Below are 24,660 nucleotides of genomic sequence, written 5' to 3' on the forward strand. Positions count from 1 at the left end.
GACTGTTCCCATTTGTGCTGTACGGCAAGGGACGCGCTCCCGCCCAGCCGGAGCCGAGAGGGCTTTGCAAAAGCTTGGGGTGACGGGAACAGCCCGCAGCGAGGGGCCCGCTTACCGCGTAAAATCCAGCTCTCCCTCCAGCCCCCGAATCCACGCTGCGATGATGTCGATACACGCCTGCACGTCACGGGCGTCCACCATCTCGCTGGGCGAGTGCATGTAGCGGTTGGGAATGCTGACCACGGCCGTAGGCACGCCGCCGCGCGTTAGCGTCAGGCCGTCGGCATCGGTGCCTGTGTAGCGTCCGCTGGCGCTGAGGGTGTAGGGAATTCCTCCCGCCTGCGCCGCTGCCGTTATTTGACGCAAAATCACCGGGCTTTGCATCGGACCCACGCTCAGGTTCGCACCTGAGCCGAAGGGCACAACGCCGTACTTCTTCTCGCTCACGCCGGGCTGTTTTGTCTCGTGGGTCACGTCTACGGCGACGCCCGACACCGGATTGAGCGTGTGGCCGCTGACCTGTGCCCCGAACACGCCAATTTCCTCCTGGCTGGTGCCCACGGCGACGACGCGGTGCTTGAGCTCGGCACCTTGCAGGGCCCGCAACGCCTCAAGCACGATAAACGCCCCCACCCGGTTGTCCAGCGCGCGGCTGACGATCTTGTCGCCGACGCGAATGGGGCCCTGCTCGATCACCGCATATGTCCCCACCGGCACCTGGGCCTGCACTTCTTCCTTGCTCAGGCCCAGGTCAATCCACAGGTCCTCGATCTTGCTGGCCTTGGTGCGCTCCTCGGCTTCCATCACGTGAATGGCCTTTTTGCCAATCACGCCAATGAGATCACCACCAGGGGCAAGGACGCGGATGCGCTGACCCACGAGCACCTGCGGGTCCCAGCCGCCCACGGGGAGCACGGCGAGAAAGCCCTCGTCCCCGACGTGAGAAACGATCAGGCCGATCTCGTCGAGGTGACCCATCAGGGCAATGGCAGGGGCATCTTCAGGGCCGAGTTCGGCGTACACGTTGCCGTAGTGGTCCTCAGAGACGCGGGCAAAGGAAGCGGCTTCGCGCTTCCATACGTCAGCGGGGCGACGTTCAAGGCCGCTGGGGCCTGCCTCGCGCAGAAGGGCGAACAGGAAGTCCTCGTTGAGAGAGGCCGTTTTGGCGGGGTCAGGTTGGGTCATGGCGGAAAGTCTACGCGGCTATCCTGCTGCCATGAACCGTTTCGCCCCTCTTCCAACTCCCGACGTTCGCGTGGAGGTGGACGCGTCCCACCTGTCCGGCCACTCGGTCCCCGGACGGCAGGTGTTCGCTTACGTCATCCGCATCGAGAACCGCAGCGATCAGACCTGGCAACTGCTTGCGCGGCACTGGCACATCGTAGACGCTGGGGGCCGCGAGACGGTGGTGGACGGCGAGGGCGTGGTGGGCGAGCAGCCCGTCATCCCGCCGGGCGGAAGTTTCATGTATGACTCCTTCGTTACGGTGGAAGACACGCCGGGGCGGATGGTCGGACACTACGTGATGCAAGACGCCTGGGGCGCCCGGACCGAGGTGCCCATTCCGCCATTCATGCTGGAAGTCCCGGGCGAACGAACACTGAATTGAAAAGTAAAGTTCAGATAAAGATGGGAGGCTGTTGTGCTCCTTTCTCGCCCTCTTCCTTGCAGACAGGAGAAGAAAGGAGAGTGCGGCCTCTCAAGCGGCAGGTGGCGCCGCAAGGAGAGGCCTGCCTGGAGGTTTCTCCCTGCTCCGGTGTGAGAAATTCCCCAATTTCCTCACAGCTCCATCACAGGCTGGGCTTCAAGCTGAGGCGATCCAAATTCACCTGCGTTGCCCCGGAGGAAATGTGAAGAAGTCGCCGTCTCTGGCCCTGCCCCTGAGCGCCCTGCTGCTGCTCAGCGCCTGCTCCACCTCACCCACTCCCGCGGCCCAGGCACCTGTGCCTGCCGTCTCGGCCACCGCAAGCCCCTCCGAGTGCGCGACCTTCGCGGCGAACGACATCGTGATCACGCGGATTGACTTCAACACGGACCGCGACTTCATCGACATCGCCAAGACCTTCGAGCCTGTGGGTGGCGGCAAGGCGCAGCGTTACGTGCTGGTGGACGTGAGCAAGGACGACTTTGAGCGGCTGAGGGTGACGGCCCTGACGCGCGGCTGGAAAGTGCAGATCGACGAGACCGAGACGGCAAAACAAAACGCCGCGCTGCGTCAGGTGAACGCGGGCGGCGTGACGTCCCAGAGCATCAGCGGCTACGCGTGCTACCGCACGGTGGAGGAGACCTACGCCTCGGCGCAAAGCCTCGTGACCCAGTACCCCAATCTGGCGAGCTGGAGCCCTATCGGTCAAAGCTGGCTCAAGACGCAGGGGCGCGGCGGCTACGACATGAACGTGCTGCGCCTGACCAACAGGAACACGGGCGGCACCAAGCCCAAGATGGTGGTCACGGCGGCCATCCACGGGCGCGAATACACCACCGCCGAGCTCGTGACGCGCTTCGGGGAATACCTGCTTGCCAACTACGGCAAGGACGCCGACGTGACCTGGATGCTCGATACCCAGGAAGTCGATCTGATCCTGCAGACCAACCCCGACGGGCGCAAAAAGGCCGAAGCGGGCGCGCTGTGGCGCAAGAACGTGAACCCTTACGGCTGCTCGACGGCCAGCAAGCAGGGCACGGACCTCAACCGCAATTTCTCGTTTGCCTGGGGCGGCGGCGGCGCGAGCACAGATCCTTGCAACGAGACCTTTCGGGGTGTCTCCGGCGGCTCCGAGCCCGAGGTGCAGACCGTCCAGAACTTCCTCAAGGCCACCTTCGCAGACCAGCGTGGGCCGGGCCGCACGGACGCTGCGCCCGCAGGCACGCCCGGGATCTATCTTGATATCCACAGCTACTCGGACCTCGTGCTGTGGCCTTGGGGGGATACCAGTACCGTCGCGCCCAACGGCACGGCCCTGCAGTCGCTGGGACGCAAGCTGGCGTACTTCAACGGCTATACGCCTGAGCAGGCCGTGGGCCTGTACCCCACCAGCGGTACCACCGACGACTTCGCCTACGGTGAACTGGGCGTGGCCGCCTACACCATCGAGCTGGGCAGCGCCTTTTTCGAGTCGTGCTCCAGCTTCACGAGCGACGTGCTGCCGAAAAACCAGGCCGCCCTGCTGTACGCGCTGCGCACGGCCCGCGCGCCCTACCAACTGGGCAGTGGCCCGGACGCGCTGAACGTCTCGGCCCCTGCCAGCGTGGCGACGGGCGCGAGCTTTACCCTGACCGGCACCATCGACAGCACCCGCTTCAACAACTCCAACGGCAGCGAGCCCTCGCGCCCGGTGTCGGGCGCCGAGTATTTCGTAGACACCGCGCCCTGGGCAGGTGGCACCGCGCAGGCCATGACTGCCAGCGACGGGGCGTTCGGGGGCACCCAGGAGGGCGTGCGCGCCACCGTGGGTACCTCGGCCCTCGGTGCGGGCCGCCACACCATCTACGTGCGCGGCAAGAACAGTAGCGGCACGTATGGCCCAGTCTCGGCCCTGTTCGTGACGGTGGGCGGCACCACGCCGACCACGACGACGTACACGGGCAGCCTGGGCTCCGGAGCGAGCGCGTACCAGCCGAACGCGTCCGGCTTCTCCTACGCGGGCGGTACGCTGAAGGGCAGCCTGACGGGACCGGGCACCGCCGACTTCGACCTGTACCTCCAGAAGCTGAGTGGCAGCACCTGGAGCAATGTGGCCGCCAGTGAGGGCAGTACGAGCACGGAGAGCGTCTCCTACGCGGCGGCGAGCGGGACGTACCGCTGGAACGTGCTGGCCTACTCGGGGAGCGGGGCGTATACGCTGACGGAAACGCGTTAAAGCTGGTAGAGGGGTGGGGCGAGGGAGGCCGTAAGGAGCGCTTCCTCGCTCCGCTTCATTTGGGATGGAGGGGCAAGGGGGGGCTTGATGCGGTTTACTCCTCCCCTCAGGGGGACGGCAAGCGCCGCTCGCCCTCTGCTTTCAGCGCTCTGCGGCGCAGCCCTTACGCCTGCGGCATCTCCGCCTCCACCACCGTGCCGTGGCCAGGTGCGCTCAGCACGCGGTACTGGCCGCCCCGGCTTTCCACGCGCTCGCGCATCTGCATCAGGCCGAGGCCGCCCGCGCTGCTCACGCGTCCGGTGGTCTGGGCAAGGTCGAAGCCCTGGCCGTCGTCCTGTACGCGCAGGGTGACGTGGGTGCCGCCGTGGAGGGTCACCGTTACCTCACGGGCACGGGCGTGCTTGGCGACGTTGTTCAGGCTTTCTTGCAGGATGCGGAACACCACCGCCTCGTCTCCGGGAGCGAGGTGAATGTCGCCCGTCACGTTCAGCACGGTGCGGAGGTTGTTCTGCTCGCCGAAGTCCTCCACGTAGCGCCTCACGGTTTCCAGCAGGCCGTAGCGTTCGAGGTCGATGGGGCGCAGCGCGAAGATCGAGCGCCGCACCTCGCGGATCTGCTCGCGCAGCAGGGCGGTGGCGGCCTTGACCTCGGCCTCGGCCTTCTCTGGCTCGGCGTGCAGTTGCCGGGCCACGATGTCGAGCTTCAGGGCGCAGAAGGCCAGCGACTGGGCCACACCGTCGTGAATCTCGCGGGCGATGCGGGCGCGTTCGTCGCTGATGGCGAGTTCTTCCGAGTACAGGTAAGCGCGGGCGTTGCGGACCGCCAGTGTGGCCTGCCCGGCAAGCAGGGCCAGCAGCGGAAGCCGCGCGTCCTCGAAAGTGTCGGGGCGGGTGTCGCCCAGCACGAGCACCCCCACCAGCCCCTCCTCGTCACGCATGGGAAAGCCCAGCGCGCTCGCGGCTTCCGGGCCCGCCTCTGCGGGAAAGGCTTCGGCAGCCTCCTCCCGGGTCGCCACCAGGGGTGTTCCCGCCTGCGCCACCCGCGCGGCGAAGGCCGGGGCCAGGGTGCCGCTGCCGCTGATTTCACCCCCCAGGTCTCCGGCGTATTCCAGCCGCAGGGTGCCGTCCTGATCACTCAGGTACGCGGCCCGCGCGCTCGCCCGCACGCGCTCGGCCATGTTGCGGGTGATGCGGCCCAGCAACCGGCGCATGTTGCGCTCGGCGCGGATGGACTGGTCCACCGAGTACAGCGTCATCAGGTCCAGGGTCCGCTGCCGCGCCGCCTCCACGCCGGTCGCGACCTCGGCGGCGAGGGCCTGGGCGAGGGCGGCGGTTTCGGGGGTGGGCGGCGTGTCGAAGTGCAGGGCGAGCGCGCCGCCGCCCGGAATGGGCACGCGCAGGGGAAAGCGCCCGGCGTCCGCCTCGGCGGCCTGCGTTACCTCGCCCGAAGCGGACGCGCTCAGGCCGCCGGGGACGGTCAGGGTGGCCTGCACCGCGCCCGTCGCCCGCACCGCGCCCCGCGCCGCCACCTCCACCACCGCGCCCATATCGGGAGCCTCGGTCAGGTCGCGCATGAGTTCCTGCACGGCGCTGAGGCGTGCGTGTGAGGCGCTGAGCTGGGCGTAGGTCAGGCGCAGTTCGTGCTCGGTGCGCTCGCGGGCGCGGGTGCCTTCCGCGATCCACTCCACGCTGAAAAAGGTCACGGCGGGGCCGACGAGGCCGTAAAACAGCAGGTGCGCCCACTGCTCTCCGGTGGCCGTTCCCAGCTGCCCGATGGCAAATTCCACCACCGCCACCACGAGCACGATCAGGGGCGGCAAGACGTTACGCACCAGCCGCACCCGGTCCGACAGCGGAACCCCGCTCGGTTCGGGCGGTGGTGGTGAGGGCAGGGCGGCGGGCGGGTCCATCATGGGCCACAGTCTAGGGAGGGGTGGGGAAAAGCGCCGTGACGTTCGGCCCCCTCAGCGCGCGGCCTGCACTGGAGCATGACCGCACGCATCTGGCGGAGCACCACGTCCGCGGAACATGCGGAGGACGACCTGCGGCTGATGTGGGCGGTGGCCCTCCCGGACGACCGAGCCGCACCAGGCAACCGGGGTGCCTTTGCCCTGTACCGTTTGGAGGGCGACACGGCCCACTTCCTCACGCTGACCCACTGGGAGTTGCTGGAGGCCATCGGTGCCTTTGCCGCAGGCAGCGTAGAGGCCGCTACTACGGTTTCGACGGCGGGTATCCGGTCATTCGTGGGCCCGTCGTTGAGCTTTTCAAGCCGTTTTCGGAGTAGAGGGAGGTCGCATGCGGCAATCCACCGAACTTGCCCGTCGCCGTGAACTGTTGCGCCGCCTGGAAGGCACCTGGACCGGAGAAGAAACCCTGGCCCCCTCGCCCTGGGCCGCCACCGGAACGGCAACGGGTCACATGATCTTCGCCCCTGCCCTCGGCGGCGTCATCCTGACGCAGCAGTATGCCAGGAACGTCCGGGACAGACCGGCTTCGCCCTTCAAGGCGTCCTGACCGTGGACCCGGAAGGCGGAGACGTGCTGCCACCTTCGATACCTTCGGCGTTCTCCCGCTGGACCCAGCGCGCGGCGTTTGGGCAGTGAAAGGTGGGGCGGGCGATACCCTGCGGCTGAGCAAACGTATCCCACGCGGGGAGGACCGGCACACCTTCGTCTGCTCCGGGGACCGCCTGCCGAACAGGGTGGAGAATTGGCCGCCAGGTCAGGCAGAGTTCACGCCCTTCCTCAAAGCCACCTATTTCCGCCGGCCCTAGCGCATCTGTCTGAATGGCGCCCCATTCTCCCCATGCGCATGCAGGTTTGCTCGCCGGGCCGGTCAAAAAGAAGTCCGCACTTTGACGCATGCGCTAAGTCTTTGGCCCCGCTCTCCTGGAGGGACCCTAGAGCGGTGAAGGGGCCCCCAGCCCTCAGTCCTCGGCCGTCTCCCTCTCCGTCCCTACCGGAAGGGCCTCTGCCCCCCGCCTCGCCCCGTCCTCCACCTTCCACTTCACCTGACGCAGAAAGCCCCGAAACAGGCGACTTTCCGCGCTGCTCATCAGCGAGCGGTCCAGCATCGCGCGCCACAGTCGCAGCGTATGGCGCGCGCGCACAGCGTCTGTGTAGCCGATGAGGTGCATGGTGTCGTGCAGGTGGCCGTACATCGCCTCCATCTCCTCGCGGGTGGCGGTTTTGCGAGTAGGATCGGGCACGTCGTCCTGCGCTTGCAAGAACTCGTAACACACCAGCAGCACGGCCTGCGCGAGATTGAGGCTGGCGTAGTCGCCGGTGGGGACCCGCACCGTTACCTGGCACTGTTCCAGATCGCTGTTCACCAGCCCCGTCTCCTCCGGCCCGAACACGAGGGCGGGCGCAGCGGCGGCGCGCACGAGGGGCCGTACCTGCGCCGGATGCCGGGGCGCGGGCAGGTCCGCGCGGAGGCGTGCCGAGGTGCCCACGCTGAGGTCCCGGTCCGCCAGTGCCTCGCGCAGGGTGGGATAGATGCGCGCTCCGCGCAGCAGGTCCGCCGCGTGGACGGCCATCGCCACCGCACTGCTGTCGAGATAATCGCAACGCGGCGCGACGATACGCAGGTCCCGCGCGTCCATGTTGAGCATCGCGCGGGCCGCCGAGCCGATGTTGCCCGGCGTTTTCGGAGAGACGAGGACGACGGCGAGGTTCACGCCCCGATGCTAGCGCGGGAGGCGGCAGAAGGCGGATCGCTGACCGCTACTCCAACAGCCACCGCGCCGCCGCCTCCACGTGCAGCCGCGTCGTATCGAACACGGGCACGGTGGTGTCCTCCCTTCCGACGAGCAGCATGATCTCTGTGCAGCCCAGGATGATGCCCTCGGCCCCCCGCTCCACCAGATCGGCCATAATTCGGCGGTAGGTGTCCCGCGAGCCGTTCAGCACGGCGTTCTGACACAGCTCTCCGAAGATGACGCGGTGGACCTCGGAGCGGTCCTCGGCCTCCGGCACCAGCACTTCCAGGCCGTAGCGCTCCAGCCGCTCCCGGTAGAAGGGCTGCTCCATGGTGAAGGCAGTGGCGAGCAGGCCGACACGCTTCAGGCCCGCCGCCTGTATGGCCGCCCCCGTGGCGTCGGCGATGTGCAGCAGCGGAATCCCTACAGCGGCCTGAATCTGGTCTGCCACCTTGTGCATGGTGTTTGTGGCGACGATCACGGCTCCGGCCCCGGTCTGTTCCAGCCCGCGGGCCGCATTCGCCAGCAGCGTGGCCGCGTCGTCCCACCGGTCCTCGCGCTGCATCCGGGCCACCTCGGCAAAGTCGACGCTGTGCAGCAGCAGGGGCGCGGAGTGCAGCCCACCGCGCCGAGCGGCGACTTCCTCGTTCAGCAGGCGGTAATACTCCGCCGTACTCGTCCAGCTCATGCCGCCCAGCACGCCCAAGGTCTTCATGGGGGCCATCGTATCCGGCCCGGTGGGAGCGCGTCCCGGCAGGGCGATCAGGGCGCGGCGTAGATCGGATTCTCGATCTCCACGCCCAGCCCGAGCGCGAGGTCCGCGGCCAGTTCCTCCGGTGTATCGCCCCATCCCTCCACGCTGACATGTTCCAGGGCGCGCCCACGCACCCGGGCGCAAACGCCCAGCAGCAGGGCAGCGCGCAGGCCAGAAGTCCGCAGGTCCGGGCGCACCCCCGGCGCATCGATTCGCGCGTAACCGTCTTCCACCGCTGCGCGGCAGATTCCGGCGGCCTGTCCCTGCGCGTCCAGGGCGAGCAGGCTGAGTTCCCCGTCGAAGCCCCCAGCGCCTTCTGCCGCCGCTTCGGGCGTGACCGCGTGGTGCCCGATCCGGTCCTCGTAGGTGGCGAGGGCGTCCAGACGCAGGGCGGGGTCCAGCACCTCGGTGAGGGGCAGAAGCTGGAACCCTGCGGGAAGGGGAACTGTACCGGTGGGCGTCGGCCCCGCGAGCAGGCGGTAGGCCGCCACCTCCCGGAAGCCCGCCGCTTCCAGCGCTCGCGTTGGAAAGAGGGTGCCGTCCGCGAAGGCGTAGGCGCGCCCTGCCGCCCCGCGCGCGGTCTGGGCGAGTGCCGCCGCCGCTTCCAGATATTCGGGTCCCGGCAGCGCCCCACCCACCAGCTCCGAACCGTGTGCCGGGCTGGGGCGCAGGCCCACCGCTCCCTGCACTTCACCGTCCTCGTCATGGGCGGTCCACGCTCCGGTCAGGGTCCCGGCCATCCACGCCACAGCTTCCTCCGGCGCGCCATACAACGCGGCGAGGAGGGGCGGCAGATCGGCAGGCCGGGTGGGGAAGACGGTCACGGGCATGGGGAGGAGGGTAGAGCATCCGCAGGAGGGCCAAAGCGAAAACCCTACCCGGAGGGGAGGGGCGATGCCCGGACCTGAACCGGGGACCTGACGATGAGGTGTACGGAGGCCCATGTCGGCCTCTCCTGCCTCAATTCGGGTATTCCCGTCTCCTTTTTTCTGAAACACTGTTTTTCAGCCTCAAGCAAGGCGGCATGGTCCGGGACCAGTCGGACCATGCCGCCTTTCCCGTGGGGGTTGGGCACGCGTTGGGCACGTTTGAACTTCTGGCCCGCCCAGAGGCTGCCCGAGTTCTGCAAGCGCCAGAGCAGTACTGCTTTTCTTTCCCGTTTCGGACATCGCGACTCAACCAAGTGCTGCAGGCCACGCAGTGGGCCGGGTCATCGGGGTTGCCAATGATTTGAGAAACCTGCCTCGTGCGCGCGGCCGCAGGGAGCAGCCTCAACCAGCCCGGCTTCCTGCCCTCGGGATGCCGAACTTGGGAGAGTTCGTGCTGGCTTGCGCGGCCCTGTCTGCCTGCGGCTGCGGTCCTGAACGGCAACTGCCCCACAGGAAGGGGGTTGGCGGAAAATTTTAAGTTTCCATTCTGAACCTGTCGCTTCATCGCCCTTGCGCCTGCTCTTGCGCTCTCCCCGCGCCCCTGAACAATCTCCTGTGGGCACCTTTACGCCCCGGTGCTTTGAAGGGATTGCGAAAGACCTGGTCTTCTACAGTGAAGTGTGACGAGGCCAGTGTGGGAGACGCCAGAGAGCGGCGCGGACGGTCCCTTCAAGCAGCTGTTTGCCGGGATGCCGATTGCCAGCGCCATTGCCCGTGCCGAAGATGGGTGTCTCCTGGACGCAAATAATGCCTGGCTTACCCTCCTTGGCTTTTCCAGGGATGAAGCCGTCGGCACGCCGACACCCCGCCTGAACTTATGGGTGAACCCAGCGGACCGGGAGCGCGTGGGTCATCTGCTCAAAGCAAATGGACGGGTGCAGGACCTCGAAGTCCCAGTTCGCTGCCGGGATGGAAATACCGTCGAAGTGCTTCTGTCCATTGAAGCCATGTCGTTCGCCGGTGAAGCGAGCTTGCTGTTCATGATGGTGAATATCACCACCCGCAAACGGATCGAGCGGGAGTTAAAGGAAACGCGGGAGTTGTTTGAAGCGCTGTTCAAGGAGTCCCCAGACGCGATCTTGCTCATGGATCCACACGCGACGGACGTGAATTGGAAGATCGTTGCCTGCAACGAGGCGGCGTGCACCATGAACGGCTTTGTGGCTGGAGAGTTGGTTGGGCAGTCCGTGCGGGTGTTGGACGCGGTGAACGTCATCGCGCCAACAGAGGCAGAACTTCAGGAGCAGCAGCGTTTCCTGGAACAACTCCGCCAGAGCGGCCACGTGCATTTTGAGAATGTGCACCGCCGTAAGGACGGGAGCGTCTACCCCGTCGAGATCAGCACCACCGTGGTGTACGTGGGTGGGCGGGAGCTGGTGCTGGGGATTGATCGAGACGTCACCGAGCGCAAACGGACGGAGGAAGTGGTCGCGCAAAGTGAGGTGCGTTTCCGCTCGCTGGTGCAGAACAGCACCGACGTCATCAGCGTCCTGAACCGTGGCGGATACTTCATGTATGCCAGTCCATCCATGACGAGGTTTCTCGGGTACAAGCCTGAAGAGCTTCATGGCCGTACATCGCTTGAATTGATGCACCCGGAGGAGCACGGGGCAATCCTGCAGACGTTCTCGGAAGTGCTCCAGGGTGGTCCGGGCGCTACGCGGCAACTTACCAGCCGCTTTCAGCATGCGCTCACCGGGGAATGGCGGTGGGTGGAGTGGGTCGCGTCAAATTACGTGGATGATCCAAATGTTCGGGGTGTGGTCTTCAACTCCCGTGACGTGACGGAGCGTAAGCTCGCTGATGCGGAACTTGACGAAAGCAGACGGACCCTCCAGGCGTTGTTCGACCACTCCCCAGACGGCATCATGCTGATTGATTTTACGGAGGAGGAGATGCCTGTGTTGCGCTGCAATGAGGTTGCGGCGAAGATGAACGGCTACCTTCCTCACGAGTTGGTGGGGCGAAGCGTATACGCCCTTCTGCCGAATGGAGACGCGCTGCTGGCCAACCCAGCGGCGAACAACGATTTTCGAGAACGCGTGCGTGCTGAGCGCATCATGCGATTTGAGACGGAACACAGGCGCAAGGACGGAACTCCATATCCCCTGGAGGTTCACTTGACGCTTCTGACCATTGGGGGGCGGGAGGTACTTCTCAGTCTGGAGCGGGACATCACGGACCGCCGCACAGCGGAACAGACGTTGAAAGCCAGCCAGGAACGTCTGATGCTCAGCGAGAAACTTGCTGGTCTGGGACGGCTTACCGCCGGTCTTGCGCATGAGATTAACACGCCATTGGCAGCCACCATGAATTACCTGCGTGAAGCAGAACACCTCACGCGGGAGTACCTGGATTCGATTGGCAATCCTCAAGTCACTGACGACGACCATCGTGAGATCGGACGTGAGTTACAGTCATCTGTAACTGAAGCGGGCAAAACAGTGTCGCGGATCGGCGAGTTTATCCGCTCCATACGAGGACATACGCGGGATACGGTAACGGGGATGCAGGAGTTTGATGCGGTTAAACTCGCTTCAGAGACCCTCCTGATGATTGCCCATCAGGCCAGGAATGCCAAAATTGATCTTCTGCTGGAACAGACCAAGGAAGCAGTTATGCTCCACGGAGAGCCTTCGCGTTTCACACAGGTGGTAACAAACCTCGTCGTAAATGGCATCCATGCGTGCGAGGATAGTGGGAAACCGAAAGGGAGCGTCACTGTCAGCTTCAGTGTAAAAGACGGCAGGCATGTAATGAGCGTACAAGATAGCGGAACAGGTATTCCTCCGGAAGTGTTGCCACGCATCTTCGACCCTATGTTCACCACTAAAGAAGTCGGGAAAGGCACAGGATTGGGCCTTCCTATTATTAGAGACATTGTCACAGGTCACTTCCACGGAGAAATCGCTGTGGAAACACACTTGAGCGAGGGCACGATATTTACGGTGATCTTCTAATATGGTGATACGGTAATTTGGTAATTGGGGCAACTTTTGATTTGAAAAACAGGAAACAACCTATCTCTCCTTCGTTTATGACCAATCCGTAAGAAATGCTCCCTCATTCCAAGTTATTCACCTAAGATCTATTTTTGGTATTGATTTGTCATTCAACATAAATCAAGCTCACTATAACTAACCCCGGTCCCTTATTCGAAAGGGTAAGCGGACTGCTTACTTACGAGTAGCATCATTCCTTGAATAGACACTTCAAGTGAGTTCTGTACGCCGTTTAGGGCTTGAGGCTGGGGTAGCCGAGTAGGACGGAGACGAGGAAAAATGGAGACGGTATGTGCAGATACCGTCACCATCATAGTTTAGGTCGTCGTGCGGTGATTCGTCAGCTCCACCGTTGGGCGAAGCGGCACTTCAGCGATCTGAAGCGATTTAAGCATCAGAAGCTGACGGATGCCCTGCTCGTGGCCCTCTTGCTCGCTCGCTTCGTGTTCAAGCAGCCGTATCGCTCGATCTGGTGGAACATGTTGAGGGAAGACCGCGTCGGTCTTCCCTCCTACACCCAGGCGTACATGCGAAGCGTGCGTCTGCTGGAACGCCTCGAAGCCTTGGTCAGCCCCGCCAAACGCTGTGCAGAAGTGATCATTGACTCCATGCCGCTCCCGGTGTGTCGCTCGAAACGAGGCAAGCGGTGCAAGTTCCCGGGAGCGAAATGGGGGTTTGGGACCCAGGGCGACGTGTACGGGTACAAGCTGCATGCCTGGGTGACACCCGCAGGGGAGATCGTCCAGTACCTCCTCAAACCCGCCAATCTTCACGACACCACCGTCAGCTATGAGTTGAACCGGAGGTGGCCTGAGTTCGGCGGGCCAAAGATCATTGGGGACAAGGGCTATTGCTGCCTGGGCTACCTGTTCCCACCCAAGAAAAACACCCGCTATGACAACGGGTGGCGGCAAGACCGCCACCCAAAGCTCCGCAAACGCATTGAAACCGTCTTTTCACAATTGGTCGAAGCTCAAATTCGCTCCGTTCAGACCAAAACACTTCCCTCTCTCCGGCTCCGCGTCGTCCTGGCCGTCCTCGCCCATAACCTCGCTCAGCCCTAAACGGCGTTCTGTGTCATTCGTAGAAGACGTAAAGCGGGGTAGATTCGCAGATGCTCACGTAAAGGTAGCCCTCCTGTTGAGGAGTTGTCTCTATTTCACCCATCCGGCCTGACGTACCAGGGGGGCATTTTGTACCATGCGGGCGTAAGCGCTCAGAGCCTTCCAGGGCGGATCGAGGAAGCCCAGAAGGAACTCGAAGCCCTTCGCACGGATGAAGCCCAGAGCGCCCAGCTTCCGGGGAGAAGACGGGAGAGCCAAACGTCATGCGAGGCAGCAAGTCCTGCGACTTTGTCAGCATGGCCGCCCCGGAAGGCCAGCGTGCAGCCTTTTAGACGATGCTGGAGGAGCAGCGCAGCGAGACTTCCAGACCCAGAGGCGTCTGCGCGATCTGGAGCAGCCGTAAAGGCCACTTGGAACGGACCGAACAGGCCCCCTCTCGGACCGGGCTGAAGCGTGCAGAACGACACGCCGTGTTGCTGGCCCTGGTCGACAGGGTGACAGGCAGGTTTGAACGGCTGATACGGAACCAAAGTGATTCCTGTATATGGCTAGATGCGGGATGAGGACGCAGACTACATCCATGAGGACTTGAATAGGTATGACTTTCATAACCATATGAGTGAGAATCATTACTGTTCCGTATGATCGGCCTTCGAGAAGGGTAGAAGGCCCCGGGGCGAGCTTTATCGAGAACGCCCAGGTGCCTGGCGTGCCGATCGTGCGGCAAGGGCACGACCAGACCAAAGGCGGGGAGGTACCGTGAGCTGCCTCGAAGAGCGTGACGTGGATACAGACGCTCTGCGGCTCACCCCCTGTGGGGAGGACTGGGCACAGGAGACGCGTCTGGAGCACACCGACGGCCTGCCGCTCCACAGGGGGACGCTGTCCTGTTCGGCGACCTTTGAGGAGCGTGTGGGCTCCCTGGTGGCTGTCCTCTCGGCGAGTGCGGTTGTTGCCCACCTCGAAGCCAACAGCCCGAAAGTGCTGGCCCACAGGAAGCAGAGGGAAGGGGCCACCTGAGCGGAAAGCGACTTATCGCCCCTCTGTGAAAGGAATATGGCTCACTCCAACGCTCAGGCCCGTATGGCCCAGCGCAAGGCACGCACCCTGAAGGACGTTGCTGGGAGGCCCTAGGAGCCGCCCGTGACCTCCTGGGAGACGAAGACACGGAAACGCGAAGGCCATTTACACCCTTTCCCAGACGGTGAGCAGCTCGCGGGTATACGAAGTCGGAGAGCTCGAGGCCGGTCTGGAAGCCTTGGAGGCAGCTCAAGAAGCCAGCAGGGGCCGCATGATCGCGGCGCGGGGCATGCCAGGCAAGCAGACATCCCTCTGCGGAAGGAGGTGCTGGCCGGACTGCTGAAGAAAGCGTGGGGGCAGGTGTCAAACACCTCCAGCGCGGCCCGTGTGACGGCGTGGCGGCTGATCGGGGAACGCTGTGGCAACCGGAGAAGGACGCGCGCCCTCAGAGCGGGTTGGAGTGAAGCGCGGTGTGGAGAAGCGGCTGCCAGAAGTCGAAGCCCGGCAGGCATGGCCGCCGGAGCGGGTAGACTCTATTGATCACGGCATAAATTGATATGAATCCCAGTCGAACGATTTGTGTGTTGGCCAGTTTCCTCATGACCCGGGGTGTGGAGAGCCGAGGCGAACTTACGCCGGCATCAATGGAGGAGAAGCGCTCATGGGTGAGGTTCGCGGGTCGCTGGCCTGCCGATCTGAGAGCCAGCGTGGAGGAAGCTGGAGCGTGGGCGAGGTGCTCGAGCGCTATTGAAAACTGTGTGCACCGGCTGACGATCTGCCCGCCTTTGCCCTGAAAGCGTACCGGCCGGCCTTCAAGAGGCAGCCCTGAGCACGGTGCATAGACTTGCAGCGCCGAAGCAATCGGCACACTGTGCGGCGGGCAAAGGCCGCCCGGATAGCGGCTCAGGAGGACAGGGCATACCGGACGGGCGAACTCCTGCCAAGTCAAGCTCTGGATGCCTTGCTGAAGTGGATCGAGGGAGCAGAGCGCGACGTGGAAAACGTCATACGCATGATGGGCACTGGAGCGGTGAGCGCCCGCCCGCTGGAACACCCCGCCAGGGAGGCAGTGTGCTCCTGGAAGGATGCCTTTGAGGTGGCTTCTGAAGAAGGCGTCTCGCCTTCGCCTCCGGCGGGGACAGTGGAGTACCTGGAAGCGGAAGCAAGAGCCCGGGAACGTGCCCTGACGGAAGAGGCGAGCGGTGCGAAAGACCTGAGGGCGGCGGCCCGGTGGCGCGCGGCGCGGTTCTGGTTCTTCTCAACGGGGGCCCGAGTGATGGGAGAACATCCGTGAGGGCGCCGAAGTCTGAGGCAAGCCGTTGTACATCTTCATCTAGCGGGGGTTCTCCCCCCGCTCAGCAGAGAAAGCTGGTCACAAGTGTGAAAAATCTCATAGAATGACGCGAGTAGTTTCCCCGTGGAGTAAACGGCTCAGCCGGCTTGTCGGCTGTCCATGACGCTGTCACGCCACATGACCTTTCACCCAGCTTCCCCAGACCACCGACTGTCTCAAGGTCGGAGGTGTCCCGCTGGAGTCGCAGTGGGTTAGAAGGGTAGCGAGTATCAAAGTGCAACTGCGGAAGTCAAGCACAGGCGGAATGGCTGGGGTCTCAGGCATTGCGCCAGGAGGCTCCTATGCAAAAATTTTCTGCTTATGCCGCTTAGCGCGTATTCCTCCTCCCCCTTGTCTTCGTCGTCGGCTGTGGGCAGACATACACAAGCACGCCCCCGACTATTGCTACCGGGGGCGTCAGCAGCCTGGAGATGAATTCAGGCCACAGTGATCCCGCTGCAAGCAGTCTCCAATTGCGCGGACAGTTAAACAGCCGCATGACTGGCAGCGTTCAGTTGCGGGTGGTGAACAATGGCGCAGTCCGCTGGGAGACGATCGGCAGTGTAAACGGAGGAAGCTTTGTCACTGTCATCACCCCCGAGCAGGCCAGACGCAACTCCACCTATTATGACTACGCCCGCACGGAACTATTGCGTTACCGTCAGGCCGACTGCAAGTTCAACACCTTGGCGACCTCGTCCTTACCTTCCGGTGGGTATTGGGTGCAGTATCTGTACGTAAATGGACAGGAAGGCTTCTATCGCCAAAAACAGGAGCGTCTTGCTGGGGACGTCTACCGAACTCGCAACTCCGTCTACATCTATGCCGAGGGCACTGCCGATCTGACGGGTAGCGCCGACTGCAACGTCACGACGAGCAGTGGCTCCGTACGCCAGGTTTTCCAGGCGGATGTTCACCTGCGTCCTGGCTGGAACATGATCACCACCGAGAGCGACCGCCTCCCTGACAACCACCTGGAGATCAGCGTGCGGATGGGCGACGATCCTGAGGTGCATTGGAGCGGTAGCCAAGACCAACAATAAGCGGCACGCGACGCGGTTCTGTGCCGGTTTGCAATGGCGGGAGCGACGGGGGGCCAGCCGTGGGCATCTCGGAAGCAGGGCCGCTTCTGAAGGCCCGTACCACGGACGACGTGCTGTGCTTGACGGCCCTGAATGCCGCACGCCGTGTCCGGCTCCTGGCTGTGAACCTGCTGCTGGAGGCAAAGCGGCGCGTGGTGCTGAACACCTGCGGCAGCCTGGTGATGCTGCCGGGGGGCTTCCTCGATGGGTGTCCAGTCCAGAAGCGCGCGCCTTGAGCGCTTCCACGGCGTACGGGAAGCCGTAGGAGTAAGAGCAGAGGACTTGTCCTACTTGGAGTGAGGGGAGAATTGTTCTACATGCCTACTTATAAAGACTCCGGTTCATCAGTGATGAAATGGCAGGCCAACCCCAGCGGAGCGAGCGGGAAAAACGGTGACGGAGAAGTGTGGAAGCACCGCAGCGGACGGAACGGGTGATCCCGCAAACCGTAGCAGAGGGCGCGTAGACTTCATTTTTTAGATGATGTTAAACGGATATGCCGATCAATGGATGCCGGGTGATTTCTCTTGGTAGAGGTACCTTTGGCGCACGTGAGCCACGCCCTGGCCCTAAACTTCTCCTCACCCATCAGAGACCCAGAATCAGCCACCTAAAAAGCCCGTTGGGCACCGCAGGTGAATTGGGAGGGATTGGGTCTGAATAGAGAAACAAAAAAACTCCGTACCAGACGGAGTTTACTTTGGTGGCGATGCCCGGACTTGAACCGGGGACCTAACGATTATGAGTCGTTCGCTCTAACCAGCTGAGCTACATCGCCTTGCGGTTGCCCAAAGGGGCTTCCTTTGAGAGCAATGCCCCGCACAGTGGCGGGGCCTCTCTTTGGTGGAGCTGAGGGGATTCGAACCCCTGACCTTCTGAATGCCATTCAGACGCGCTCCCAACTGCGCCACAGCCCCGAAGGCCCAATTAGGTTAGCAACGCTTCCCGCTCTTGTCAACGCCCCGCGCCCACACGTTCGGCGGCGAGCTGCACATAGCCCTCAATGAGGTGGACCACCACGGGGTTATGGGTGTGAACGCCGTGTGCGTCGCCCACCCCGCCCTCCTCCATGAAGTGGGCGATCACGGCGGCCTCACCGTCGCGGGCGAGCAGGAAGGCGCGCTGTCCGTCGGCGGCCACCGAGGGGAGCGACACCAGTGAGGCGCGGTGCAGGGCCACGCCCCGGGGTGTCAGGCGCTCCAGCCGCTCAGCGAGGGCGGGTTCGCCCGCCATGTACACGCTGCGGCGGGCATTCAGCGTCAGGTCCTCGCACAGACTGCGGATGGCGGCCTCACCGTAGAGGTGGTACACCGCTTCGGGTGCCGGGTCCGGGGCCAGGCGAGAGAGGTCCCGGTCCAGCGCCCCCAGACGGTCGTCGAACGAGCGGCGGGCCCGGGCAAGGTATTCGCGGGCGCTGAGTGGCGCGTATTCCAGCGGGTTTTGCCCCACCCGTGCGGCCAGCCCCCGGCCTTCGAGACGTTCGAGCGTCTCGTAGATCTTGGGACGGGGAATACCCGCCTGACGCGCCACACGCGCGGGAACGGCCCGGCCCAGCGCGAGCAGGGCGGTATAGGCGCGCGCCTCGTACTCGGTCAGGCCCAGCGCTTGCAGGTGAATCACGGCGCTCATCTGCCCTCAGCATACGGGAAAGCGGGAGAATGTAGGGTGGGCACAGCAGGACCGTCTGCCCTTGAGGAACAGGAGGTACGGTCCTCGGAACAGCACGAGCCTCTGGATCTGATCAGCAGGCTCTAATGTTTGTAAAACAAACTGCTTTATAATTCGTTGTGTAGAGGCTGTCTCTCTGTTGTTCTCTCCTGTGCGCCGTTCGGCGTTAGAAAAGAGGTTCTATGCGTTTTGTGAAACTCCTGCTTCCCCTGGTCCTTACGGCCGCTGGCACCGTGCACGCCGCTGTCCCCACGTTGACAAACGGCACGCTCAAGGTTGCGATGGAAGGCACCTACCCGCCCTTTACCTTTAAGGACGACGCCGGAATCCTCACGGGGTTTGACGTGGACGTGGCCAAGGCCGTGGCCGCCAAGCTGGGCCTCAAGCCCGAATTTGTGCTGACCGAGTGGAGCGGCATCCTGGCTGGTCTGCAGGCGAACAAGTACGACGTGATCGTCAACCAGGTGGGCATCACTGCCGAGCGCCAGAAGACCATCGGCCTGAGCCAGCCCTACGCCTACAGCAGCCCCCAGATCATCGTCCGCAAGAGTGGCAGTTTCGCGCCCAAGACCCTGGTGGACCTGAAGGGCAAGCGGGTGGGTGTAGGCCTGGGCAGCAACTTCGAGCAGCAGCTGCGCGCCGCCTCTGGCATCAATGTGGTGACCTATCCTGGCGCGCCCGAGTACCTGGCAGACCTTGCTGCCGGACGCCTGGACGCCGCCTACAACGACCGCCTGCTGGTGGGCTACCTGATTACCAAGAACAAGCTTCCCATTCGCGGCGCAGGCGTGATCGGCCAGCCTGAACCCGTCGGCATTGCCTTCAAGAAAACGAACACGGCCCTGGGAACGGCCATCAACCGCGCCCTGCTGCAGATCAAGGCCGACGGCACCTACGCCAAGATCAGCCGCAAGTGGTTTGGTGAGGACGTCAGCAAGCCGTGAAGTCCAGCCCGGCTTGCTTGACCGGGAGCTGGATTCAGGCACAATCAGGCCCAGGGGCAGGGGAGCGGGAACGCTGACCCTGCCCACCCTTGTTCCGCTCATGCCTGCCGCAAAGGACCTTTTCACATGAACGCCGAGCAGCTGCAACTCATCGCCCAGAGCGCGTGGCAGGCCCTGCCCACCCTGCTCGCCGCCGCACCCATCACCCTGGGGTACGCGTTGGCATCGATGGTGCTGGGTTTGCCGCTTGCGCTGCTGGTGGCCCTGCTGCGGCTCTCGCCGGTGACTCCCCTGCGATTTCTCAGCAGCCTGTATGTCTCGTTTATTCGGGGCACGCCGCTGCTGGTGCAGATTTTCGTCATTTATTACGGCCTGCCCTCGTTCGGGGTCACGCTCAGCCCGCTGTTGGGCGGCGTGCTGGCCCTGACGCTCAACGCAGCGGCCTACCTGTCCGAAACCATGCGGGCCTCCATCCTCAGTGTGCCGCGTGGGCAGCGGGAGGCCGCGCTCAGCTTGGGCCTGACGCCCCGGCAGACCATGCGGCTGGTGGTGCTGCCCCAGGCGGCGCGGGTGGCGCTGCCCAGCCTGAGCAATACCCTGATCGGGCTGGTCAAGGACACCTCGCTCGTCTCGGTGATCACGGTGGTGGAACTGCTGCGAAGTGCCCAACTGGTCATCGCCCGCACCTTCGAGCCCTTTGGGCCCTACCTGGCCGCCGCCCTGATCTACTGGCTGATCAGCAGCGTGCTGGAACTCGCGCAGCGCCGCCTGGAAGCGCGGTTGTCGCGGCAGGGGTAGGCAACAAAAATCACGTCCCTCAGCTTTGACTGAGGGACGTGAAGGTGGTGGGCGGTATAGGATTTGAACCTACGACCCTTCGCGTGTGAAGCGAATGCTCTACCACTGAGCTAACCGCCCATCTGTGATGGTGGGCCCTGCCGGATTTGAACCGGCAACCAATCGGTTATGAGCCGACTGCTCTGACCGTTGAGCTAAGAGCCCGGGCCGATGAGCGAGGGGAAGTGTACCAGCGGTGCGGGAGGTTGTCAACGAGGCCAGGGGCGCAGCCACCGGAAGCGGCCTGCTCCTGCCTACAAAGCGATGACGCCCCGGCACCCGCAGCAGGGTAGAGTGCAGCCATGCGGGTCGTTCACGTCGGTTCGGAAGTGTTTCCATTCTCGCGCTCGGGGGGCCTGGGCGACGTGTTGGCGGCACTTCCCGCCGTTCAGGCGCGGCAGGGAGCCGACGTGGCTGTGGTGTCACCCTGGTACGCCTCCCTGGTGGGCGCGCCGCAGGTGGTGTGGGAGGGCGATGTGCCGGACGCGGGCCCGGTCACGGTGGGCGAACTGCGTGAGGGCGGCGTGCGCTTCCTGTTCGTGGGCCTGCGTGCTTTCGAGCGCCCCGGCTTGTACCACGACGATGACGTGGAGCGGTTCTGCGCCTTCGGACGGGCGGTGCTGCCTGTGCTGGACGCGCTGGAAATCACCCCCGACGTGCTGCACGGCCACGACTGGCAGGCTGGGCTGGTGGTGGCACACGCGAATCTGCGCGGCTGGCGCACGGCCTACACCATCCACAACCTCCAGTACCAGGGCCGCTGGACCCTGCACGAGGCGTGGGGATGGACGGGCCTCCCCGACTGGGCGATGCAGGCCGAGGGGGTGGAGTTCCACGGCGACCTCAACCTGATGAAGGCGGGCCTGTGGTTTGCCCGCCACGTCACCACCGTCAGCCCGACGTATGCGCTGGAGATTACCACTCCGCGGTACGGTGAGGGGCTCGACGGCCTGCTCGTGTCCCTGGCGCGGCAGGGGCGGCTGAGCGGCATCCTCAACGGACTGGACCAGGCGCGCTGGGACCCCCGCACCGACCCCGAAATTCAGCCGTACAAGAACGCCCTGGGCAAGGCGGTGAATACGGCGGCCCTGCGGGGAGAGTTCGGCCTGGACGCTGCGCCCATCCTCGGTGTGGTGAGCCGCCTGGCCGATCAGAAGGGCATGGACCTGCTGCTGATGGCGCTGCCCGATCTCGTGCGCGAGTGGAACGTGGTGGTCCTGGGTGGCGGCGATCCGCTCCTGACGGCCGCACTGACGGGTTGGGGCCATCATCCCCGCGTCGCCTTCGTGCCCGGACTGAATGAGCCGCTGGCGCACCGGGTGTATGCGGGCGCGGACGCCTTCGCCATGCCCAGCCGCTTCGAGCCGTGCGGACTGTCGCAGATGATCGCCATGCGCTACGGCACCTTGCCGGTCGTGCGCGAGACAGGCGGATTGGTGGACACCGTGCCGCACGAGGTGGGCTTCCGCTTCGCCGACGCGACGCCTGAGGCCCTCACCGCCGCCTGCGCCGAGGCCCGCACCGTGTACAAGAAGCGCGCCGTCTGGAAGTCGCGGGTCAAACGCGGCATGGAGCTTGACTTCAGCTGGGAGAGCCCCGCGCGGCACTACCTGGAGCTGTACGCGCGGCTTTGAGCCCTCTCCTGCCGGGGTAAAACGCCTCTTGCTGCCGTCGGTACTGCGCCTGCGCTCCAGCCTCCGCATTCACGCTCCGGGCTGTTCCGGGAGAAGTTATGGTGGAGGCGGTGTCGCCGCTGGTCCCGGCGCAAAATGAACCGCTCTCGCCCAAGGACGAGGCTGGTGTTGTGGAATTTGCCATGCCCTGCGCCGTTTTGCTGACCCTCACGCCCCAGGAGGCCAGCCTACCGGCCGGATATGGGCGCTTCTCCTTTCCAGAGGGCGAGGAGAGCGCCGCTCACCTGTGTGCCAAGGACGCGCCCCTGTACCTGCGGATGGACTGGCGCTCCGCCAGGAGACGGCGGGCAACACGGTGGCGGCCCGCTGGGAATCACGGTCCCTGGGAGGCCAGTACCTCAGCGTGGTTCTGAAGGTGAGTGCCCCGGACGCCCTGCTCAACGCGCGGCAGACCGAGGACGGCCTGATGCGCGCCTTTCTCGCCAAACCTGGAGTTGGGTTGCCGCCGCGGGGACGCCGGCTTCCGTTACAGCAGAAAGGCCAGCAGCGCCGCATTGAACGCCCCCGGGGCGTCCAGGTTGGAGAGGTGCCCGGCCCCCGGCAGTACGTGAAGCTCGCCGCGCCCCAGGTCCGCAATCTCCCGCACGCGTTCCGGCGGCGTGATGGTGTCCTCCTCGCCCACAAGGGCCAGCAGGGGGACGCGCAGATCCCGCAGCGTCTCACTGTAGTCTCGCCGCGCCGCCATTGCCCGCAGCGCCCCCGCAATGCCCTCGCGCGACGCCGCTTGCATCATGGGCTGGATGCGCGCGAAGGTGCGCGGCAGGTGTTCCTTGCGCGCGGCCTCCACGATAAAGCTGGAGCCTTCGCGCAGCGCGCGGCCGGCCTGTTCGCGCCGGTCTTCGGCTTTTTCGGGGGGATCTGCCCGGGTGGTGGTATCGGCAAGCACCACGCGGGCGAAGCGCTCCGGAGCCTGGGTCAGCAACTCCTGCGCCACGTAGCCGCCCATGCTCAGCCCCACCACGACCGCGGGTTCGGGCGGCAGGGTGCCCAGCAAGTCCCGCGCCGTCTCCGAGAGCGAGACCATACTCCCCAGCGCTCCGCCGAAGCCGGGGAGGTCCGGAACGATCACCCGGAAGCCCTCCACCTCCAGCGCCGCCCTTTGTTCGTCCCACATCGCGGCGGAAAAGGGGTAGGCGTGAAGCAGGAGGGCGGTCCGGGGGCGTTCGGAAGTGGACATGTGCCCAGGCTAGGGGGCCCGGGCGCGGGGAGCCTTGAGCTTCGCTTGCTGCTCGCCTCAGCGGGCCCTGTAGATGGCGAAGGTCTTGGCCGGTAGATTCACGGTCAGGTTGCCGCCGCTGCTCGTGGCGGTGGCGGGCGCGCCCTGTCCGGCCTGGTCATCGAAGGTGCGCGCGGCCAGGTACGTGCGGTCCGCGCTGCTGATGCCGGTGTTCGCGCCGATGTTCAGGGTCACGCTGGCCGAGGAAGGGTTGTTGTTGAACACCACGATGATGCGGCTGGCGGTGGTGCTGTCGCTGTAGCCCCGGTAGAAGGAATAGACGTTCGTGCCGCCATTGGGCCGCCACAGCTCGGCATACGTACCTTTCCAGAGGGCAGCGTTGTTCGTCCGCACCGAGGCCAGCTTCTGCACCAGGTTGTAGGTCAGCCCCGGATTGGGCAGGAAGCCGCTGTAGGTGCCCGCGCGGCCCGTGCTCGTCCATGCCCAGGAGGGCATGTCGCGCCGGTTGTCGGGATCCGCGCCGCCGTACATGCCGATCTCGTCACCGTAGTAGAGCTGGGGAATACCCGGCAGCGTAAACAGCGCGCCCAGCCCGAGGTGGTAGCGGCGGCGAATCTCGTCCTCCGCCACACCGAAGCCGGGTTCGTTGAGGAAGCGGGGCACGTCGTGGTTGTCCAGAATGTTCACGGTCAGCAGCGCGCGGTTCAAGCCCAGTGTGTTCACGTAGTCCTGGGTGCTGGCAGCCACCGCGTCCAGGCCACCGGCCCTGGCAAAGCCGCTTACCAGCGCGTTTCGCAGCGGAAAGTTGAAGGTGGAGTCGAAGCCCGCGTCGTAGAAGGGCTTGAGCTGCGACGCGCTGCCCGTCAAAAAGGCTTCCGCGAGCAGGAAGGTATTTGGCCGCGCGGCGAGGACACCCGGAATCCACGAGCTTTGCCAGTAGCTCAGGGGCACGTGTTTGGCCGTGTCCATGCGGATGGCGTCGATCGCGTAAGTGCCCGTCCAGCTCCTGCTGAGGTTGGTCAGGTAATTCGCCACCGTGCTGTCCTCCTGCCGGAAGTCGGGCAGCCCGGCGAGGGGACAGTTGATGTCGTCGCCCGTGCAGGTGGAGTGGAACCAGCCCGGATTGGTCTGCGCCACGCTCGCGGCGTAGCCCGCGTGGTTTGCGACCATGTCCATCATGTACTTCATTCCGTTGTTGTGCAGGTCCGTGATCAGGCCGGAGAGGTCTGCACCTGTGCCCAGTTTGGGCTCGGTGGCCGTGTCGGCTGGATTCTTGAAGTTTGGCCAGTAGCCGTGATAGCCGCAGGCTGCGTTGCTTGTGCCCCCGTTGACCTCGCCCACCTGGGCGTACACGGGGGTGGTCCATAGGGTGCTCGCGCCCATGCCCTTGATGTAGCCGAGTTGCTGGCGCAGGCCCGCCAGGTCCCCACCGTGAAACTTGGTGGCGCTGGCCTTATTGAAGCAGTTGGGTGCGCCTGCATTGTCGTTGGAAGTAGTTCCATTGTTGAAACGGTCCGGCAGCGTGAGGTAGATGATCTGCCGCCTCCAGGTATCGATGTTCGTTCCGCCAACTGCCTGAGCGTGCACTTCGCCC

General features: G+C 64.4%; 22 protein-coding genes and 4 tRNA genes. 14 read left to right on the forward strand and 12 right to left on the reverse strand.

Annotated features, from left to right (window positions below; translation table 11 throughout):
* Positions 1 to 111: 111 nt before the first annotated feature.
* Positions 112 to 1,185, reverse strand: coding sequence for a M42 family metallopeptidase (locus B9A95_RS15130; protein WP_084048079.1), 1,074 nt, complete (start codon positions 1,183 to 1,185; stop codon positions 112 to 114).
* 31 nt (positions 1,186 to 1,216) lie between these two features.
* Between B9A95_RS15130 and apaG the strand changes: the two genes are divergently transcribed.
* Both apaG and B9A95_RS15140 read left to right on the forward strand, forming a co-directional pair.
* The gene (gene apaG / locus B9A95_RS15135; RefSeq protein ID WP_084050751.1) at positions 1,217 to 1,609 is read left to right on the forward strand and encodes a Co2+/Mg2+ efflux protein ApaG; all 393 of its coding nucleotides are present in this window, start codon (positions 1,217 to 1,219) and stop codon (positions 1,607 to 1,609) included.
* Positions 1,610 to 1,850: 241 nt separating this feature from the next.
* On the forward strand, positions 1,851 to 3,860 hold the full coding sequence (locus B9A95_RS15140; protein WP_084048080.1) for a M14 family zinc carboxypeptidase: 2,010 nt from the start codon (positions 1,851 to 1,853) through the stop codon (positions 3,858 to 3,860).
* A gap of 163 nt (positions 3,861 to 4,023) precedes the next feature.
* On the opposite strand, the gene B9A95_RS15145 is transcribed toward B9A95_RS15140, so the two are convergent.
* A complete protein-coding gene (locus B9A95_RS15145; RefSeq protein ID WP_084048081.1) occupies positions 4,024 to 5,772 on the reverse strand; it encodes a sensor histidine kinase in 1,749 nt (582 codons plus the stop codon).
* 75 nt (positions 5,773 to 5,847) lie between these two features.
* Between B9A95_RS15145 and B9A95_RS32350 the strand changes: the two genes are divergently transcribed.
* On the forward strand, positions 5,848 to 6,192 hold the full coding sequence (locus tag B9A95_RS32350; protein WP_139806815.1) for a hypothetical protein: 345 nt from the start codon (positions 5,848 to 5,850) through the stop codon (positions 6,190 to 6,192).
* The gene (locus tag B9A95_RS15150) at positions 6,158 to 6,376 is read left to right on the forward strand and encodes a hypothetical protein (RefSeq protein WP_084048082.1); all 219 of its coding nucleotides are present in this window, start codon (positions 6,158 to 6,160) and stop codon (positions 6,374 to 6,376) included. Before B9A95_RS32350 ends, B9A95_RS15150 begins: the two co-directional genes overlap by 35 nt.
* 412 nt (positions 6,377 to 6,788) lie before the next feature.
* On the opposite strand, the gene B9A95_RS15155 is transcribed toward B9A95_RS15150, so the two are convergent.
* Genes B9A95_RS15155 through B9A95_RS15165 form a run of 3 tightly spaced genes read right to left on the reverse strand, consistent with a single transcriptional unit; the run spans position 6,789 to position 9,146 of the window.
* Positions 6,789 to 7,541 carry an RNA methyltransferase gene (locus B9A95_RS15155; protein ID WP_084048083.1) on the reverse strand — a complete coding sequence of 251 codons (753 nt, stop codon included), beginning with the start codon at positions 7,539 to 7,541 and terminating at the stop codon, positions 6,789 to 6,791.
* 46 nt (positions 7,542 to 7,587) lie between these two features.
* Positions 7,588 to 8,277, reverse strand: a complete 690-nt coding sequence (locus tag B9A95_RS15160; protein ID WP_084050752.1) for an aspartate/glutamate racemase family protein — start codon at positions 8,275 to 8,277, stop codon at positions 7,588 to 7,590.
* Positions 8,278 to 8,324: 47 nt separating this feature from the next.
* Positions 8,325 to 9,146, reverse strand: coding sequence for a hypothetical protein (locus B9A95_RS15165; RefSeq protein ID WP_084048084.1), 822 nt, complete (start codon positions 9,144 to 9,146; stop codon positions 8,325 to 8,327).
* Positions 9,147 to 9,865: 719 nt separating this feature from the next.
* Between B9A95_RS15165 and B9A95_RS15175 the strand changes: the two genes are divergently transcribed.
* From B9A95_RS15175 to B9A95_RS15200, 6 genes are all read left to right on the forward strand, one after another.
* Entirely contained in the window at positions 9,866 to 12,205 is a 2,340-nt protein-coding gene (locus B9A95_RS15175) for a PAS domain-containing sensor histidine kinase (protein WP_139806816.1), read from the forward strand.
* Positions 12,206 to 12,537: 332 nt separating this feature from the next.
* Positions 12,538 to 13,311 carry an IS982 family transposase gene (locus tag B9A95_RS15180; RefSeq protein ID WP_084048087.1) on the forward strand — a complete coding sequence of 258 codons (774 nt, stop codon included), beginning with the start codon at positions 12,538 to 12,540 and terminating at the stop codon, positions 13,309 to 13,311.
* Between the two features lie 759 nt (positions 13,312 to 14,070).
* Positions 14,071 to 14,331 carry a hypothetical protein gene (locus B9A95_RS15185; protein ID WP_084048088.1) on the forward strand — a complete coding sequence of 87 codons (261 nt, stop codon included), beginning with the start codon at positions 14,071 to 14,073 and terminating at the stop codon, positions 14,329 to 14,331.
* 844 nt (positions 14,332 to 15,175) lie between these two features.
* Positions 15,176 to 15,625, forward strand: a complete 450-nt coding sequence (locus B9A95_RS15190) for a hypothetical protein (RefSeq protein ID WP_139806817.1) — start codon at positions 15,176 to 15,178, stop codon at positions 15,623 to 15,625.
* Between the two features lie 536 nt (positions 15,626 to 16,161).
* Positions 16,162 to 16,707, forward strand: coding sequence for a hypothetical protein (locus tag B9A95_RS15195; RefSeq protein WP_084048090.1), 546 nt, complete (start codon positions 16,162 to 16,164; stop codon positions 16,705 to 16,707).
* A 59-nt stretch (positions 16,708 to 16,766) separates the two neighbouring features.
* Complete coding sequence (locus B9A95_RS15200; RefSeq protein WP_084048091.1) at positions 16,767 to 16,982, forward strand: hypothetical protein; 216 nt, start codon at positions 16,767 to 16,769, stop codon at positions 16,980 to 16,982.
* 465 nt (positions 16,983 to 17,447) lie between these two features.
* Here the strand turns inward: B9A95_RS15200 and B9A95_RS15205 are convergent.
* The 3 genes from B9A95_RS15205 to B9A95_RS15215 form a co-directional block, all read right to left on the reverse strand.
* Positions 17,448 to 17,524 (reverse strand) — tRNA-Met (locus tag B9A95_RS15205).
* Between the two features lie 63 nt (positions 17,525 to 17,587).
* Positions 17,588 to 17,663: transfer RNA gene (locus B9A95_RS15210), tRNA-Ala, on the reverse strand.
* Between the two features lie 37 nt (positions 17,664 to 17,700).
* Positions 17,701 to 18,375 carry a TrmB family transcriptional regulator gene (locus B9A95_RS15215; RefSeq protein WP_084048092.1) on the reverse strand — a complete coding sequence of 225 codons (675 nt, stop codon included), beginning with the start codon at positions 18,373 to 18,375 and terminating at the stop codon, positions 17,701 to 17,703.
* A 221-nt stretch (positions 18,376 to 18,596) separates the two neighbouring features.
* On the opposite strand from B9A95_RS15215, the gene B9A95_RS15220 reads away from it, so the two are divergent.
* Complete coding sequence (locus tag B9A95_RS15220; RefSeq protein WP_084048093.1) at positions 18,597 to 19,358, forward strand: transporter substrate-binding domain-containing protein; 762 nt, start codon at positions 18,597 to 18,599, stop codon at positions 19,356 to 19,358.
* A 126-nt stretch (positions 19,359 to 19,484) separates the two neighbouring features.
* Positions 19,485 to 20,156: an amino acid ABC transporter permease gene (locus B9A95_RS15225; RefSeq protein ID WP_084048094.1), complete on the forward strand. Its 672-nt coding sequence runs from the start codon at positions 19,485 to 19,487 to the stop codon at positions 20,154 to 20,156.
* Positions 20,157 to 20,201: 45 nt separating this feature from the next.
* On the opposite strand, the gene B9A95_RS15230 is transcribed toward B9A95_RS15225, so the two are convergent.
* Both B9A95_RS15230 and B9A95_RS15235 read right to left on the reverse strand, forming a co-directional pair.
* A tRNA-Val gene (locus B9A95_RS15230) sits at positions 20,202 to 20,276 on the reverse strand.
* A gap of 8 nt (positions 20,277 to 20,284) precedes the next feature.
* Positions 20,285 to 20,360: transfer RNA gene (locus tag B9A95_RS15235), tRNA-Ile, on the reverse strand.
* 137 nt (positions 20,361 to 20,497) lie between these two features.
* Between B9A95_RS15235 and B9A95_RS15240 the strand changes: the two genes are divergently transcribed.
* Both B9A95_RS15240 and B9A95_RS15245 read left to right on the forward strand, forming a co-directional pair.
* Positions 20,498 to 21,829: a glycogen synthase gene (locus B9A95_RS15240; RefSeq protein ID WP_084048095.1), complete on the forward strand. Its 1,332-nt coding sequence runs from the start codon at positions 20,498 to 20,500 to the stop codon at positions 21,827 to 21,829.
* A 98-nt stretch (positions 21,830 to 21,927) separates the two neighbouring features.
* The gene (locus tag B9A95_RS15245) at positions 21,928 to 22,242 is read left to right on the forward strand and encodes a hypothetical protein (RefSeq protein WP_084048096.1); all 315 of its coding nucleotides are present in this window, start codon (positions 21,928 to 21,930) and stop codon (positions 22,240 to 22,242) included.
* 113 nt (positions 22,243 to 22,355) lie between these two features.
* On the opposite strand, the gene B9A95_RS15250 is transcribed toward B9A95_RS15245, so the two are convergent.
* Positions 22,356 to 23,066: an alpha/beta fold hydrolase gene (locus B9A95_RS15250; protein ID WP_084048097.1), complete on the reverse strand. Its 711-nt coding sequence runs from the start codon at positions 23,064 to 23,066 to the stop codon at positions 22,356 to 22,358.
* A 57-nt stretch (positions 23,067 to 23,123) separates the two neighbouring features.
* Entirely contained in the window at positions 23,124 to 24,653 is a 1,530-nt protein-coding gene (locus tag B9A95_RS15255) for an alpha-amylase family glycosyl hydrolase (RefSeq protein WP_245808320.1), read from the reverse strand.
* Positions 24,654 to 24,660: the final 7 nt, after the last annotated feature.

Origin of the sequence: Deinococcus hopiensis KR-140, from assembly GCF_900176165.1 — a bacterium.
Lineage (GTDB): Bacteria > Deinococcota > Deinococci > Deinococcales > Deinococcaceae > Deinococcus > Deinococcus hopiensis.

Excerpts from the sequence above, each read along its gene's own strand:
- B9A95_RS15130 (WP_084048079.1), bottom strand. The coding sequence starts at position 1,185 with ATGACCCAACCTGACCCCGCCAAAACGGCCTCTCTCAACGAGGACTTC.
- apaG (WP_084050751.1), top strand. The coding sequence starts at position 1,217 with ATGAACCGTTTCGCCCCTCTTCCAACTCCCGACGTTCGCGTGGAGGTG.
- B9A95_RS15145 (WP_084048081.1), bottom strand. The coding sequence starts at position 5,772 with ATGATGGACCCGCCCGCCGCCCTGCCCTCACCACCACCGCCCGAACCG.
- B9A95_RS32350 (WP_139806815.1), top strand. The coding sequence starts at position 5,848 with ATGACCGCACGCATCTGGCGGAGCACCACGTCCGCGGAACATGCGGAG.
- B9A95_RS15150 (WP_084048082.1), top strand. The coding sequence starts at position 6,158 with ATGCGGCAATCCACCGAACTTGCCCGTCGCCGTGAACTGTTGCGCCGC.
- B9A95_RS15160 (WP_084050752.1), bottom strand. The coding sequence starts at position 8,277 with ATGAAGACCTTGGGCGTGCTGGGCGGCATGAGCTGGACGAGTACGGCG.
- B9A95_RS15165 (WP_084048084.1), bottom strand. The coding sequence starts at position 9,146 with ATGCCCGTGACCGTCTTCCCCACCCGGCCTGCCGATCTGCCGCCCCTC.
- B9A95_RS15180 (WP_084048087.1), top strand. The coding sequence starts at position 12,538 with ATGTGCAGATACCGTCACCATCATAGTTTAGGTCGTCGTGCGGTGATT.
- B9A95_RS15195 (WP_084048090.1), top strand. The coding sequence starts at position 16,162 with ATGACTGGCAGCGTTCAGTTGCGGGTGGTGAACAATGGCGCAGTCCGC.
- B9A95_RS15215 (WP_084048092.1), bottom strand. The coding sequence starts at position 18,375 with ATGAGCGCCGTGATTCACCTGCAAGCGCTGGGCCTGACCGAGTACGAG.
- B9A95_RS15220 (WP_084048093.1), top strand. The coding sequence starts at position 18,597 with ATGCGTTTTGTGAAACTCCTGCTTCCCCTGGTCCTTACGGCCGCTGGC.
- B9A95_RS15225 (WP_084048094.1), top strand. The coding sequence starts at position 19,485 with ATGAACGCCGAGCAGCTGCAACTCATCGCCCAGAGCGCGTGGCAGGCC.
- B9A95_RS15240 (WP_084048095.1), top strand. The coding sequence starts at position 20,498 with ATGCGGGTCGTTCACGTCGGTTCGGAAGTGTTTCCATTCTCGCGCTCG.
- B9A95_RS15245 (WP_084048096.1), top strand. The coding sequence starts at position 21,928 with ATGGTGGAGGCGGTGTCGCCGCTGGTCCCGGCGCAAAATGAACCGCTC.
- B9A95_RS15250 (WP_084048097.1), bottom strand. The coding sequence starts at position 23,066 with ATGTCCACTTCCGAACGCCCCCGGACCGCCCTCCTGCTTCACGCCTAC.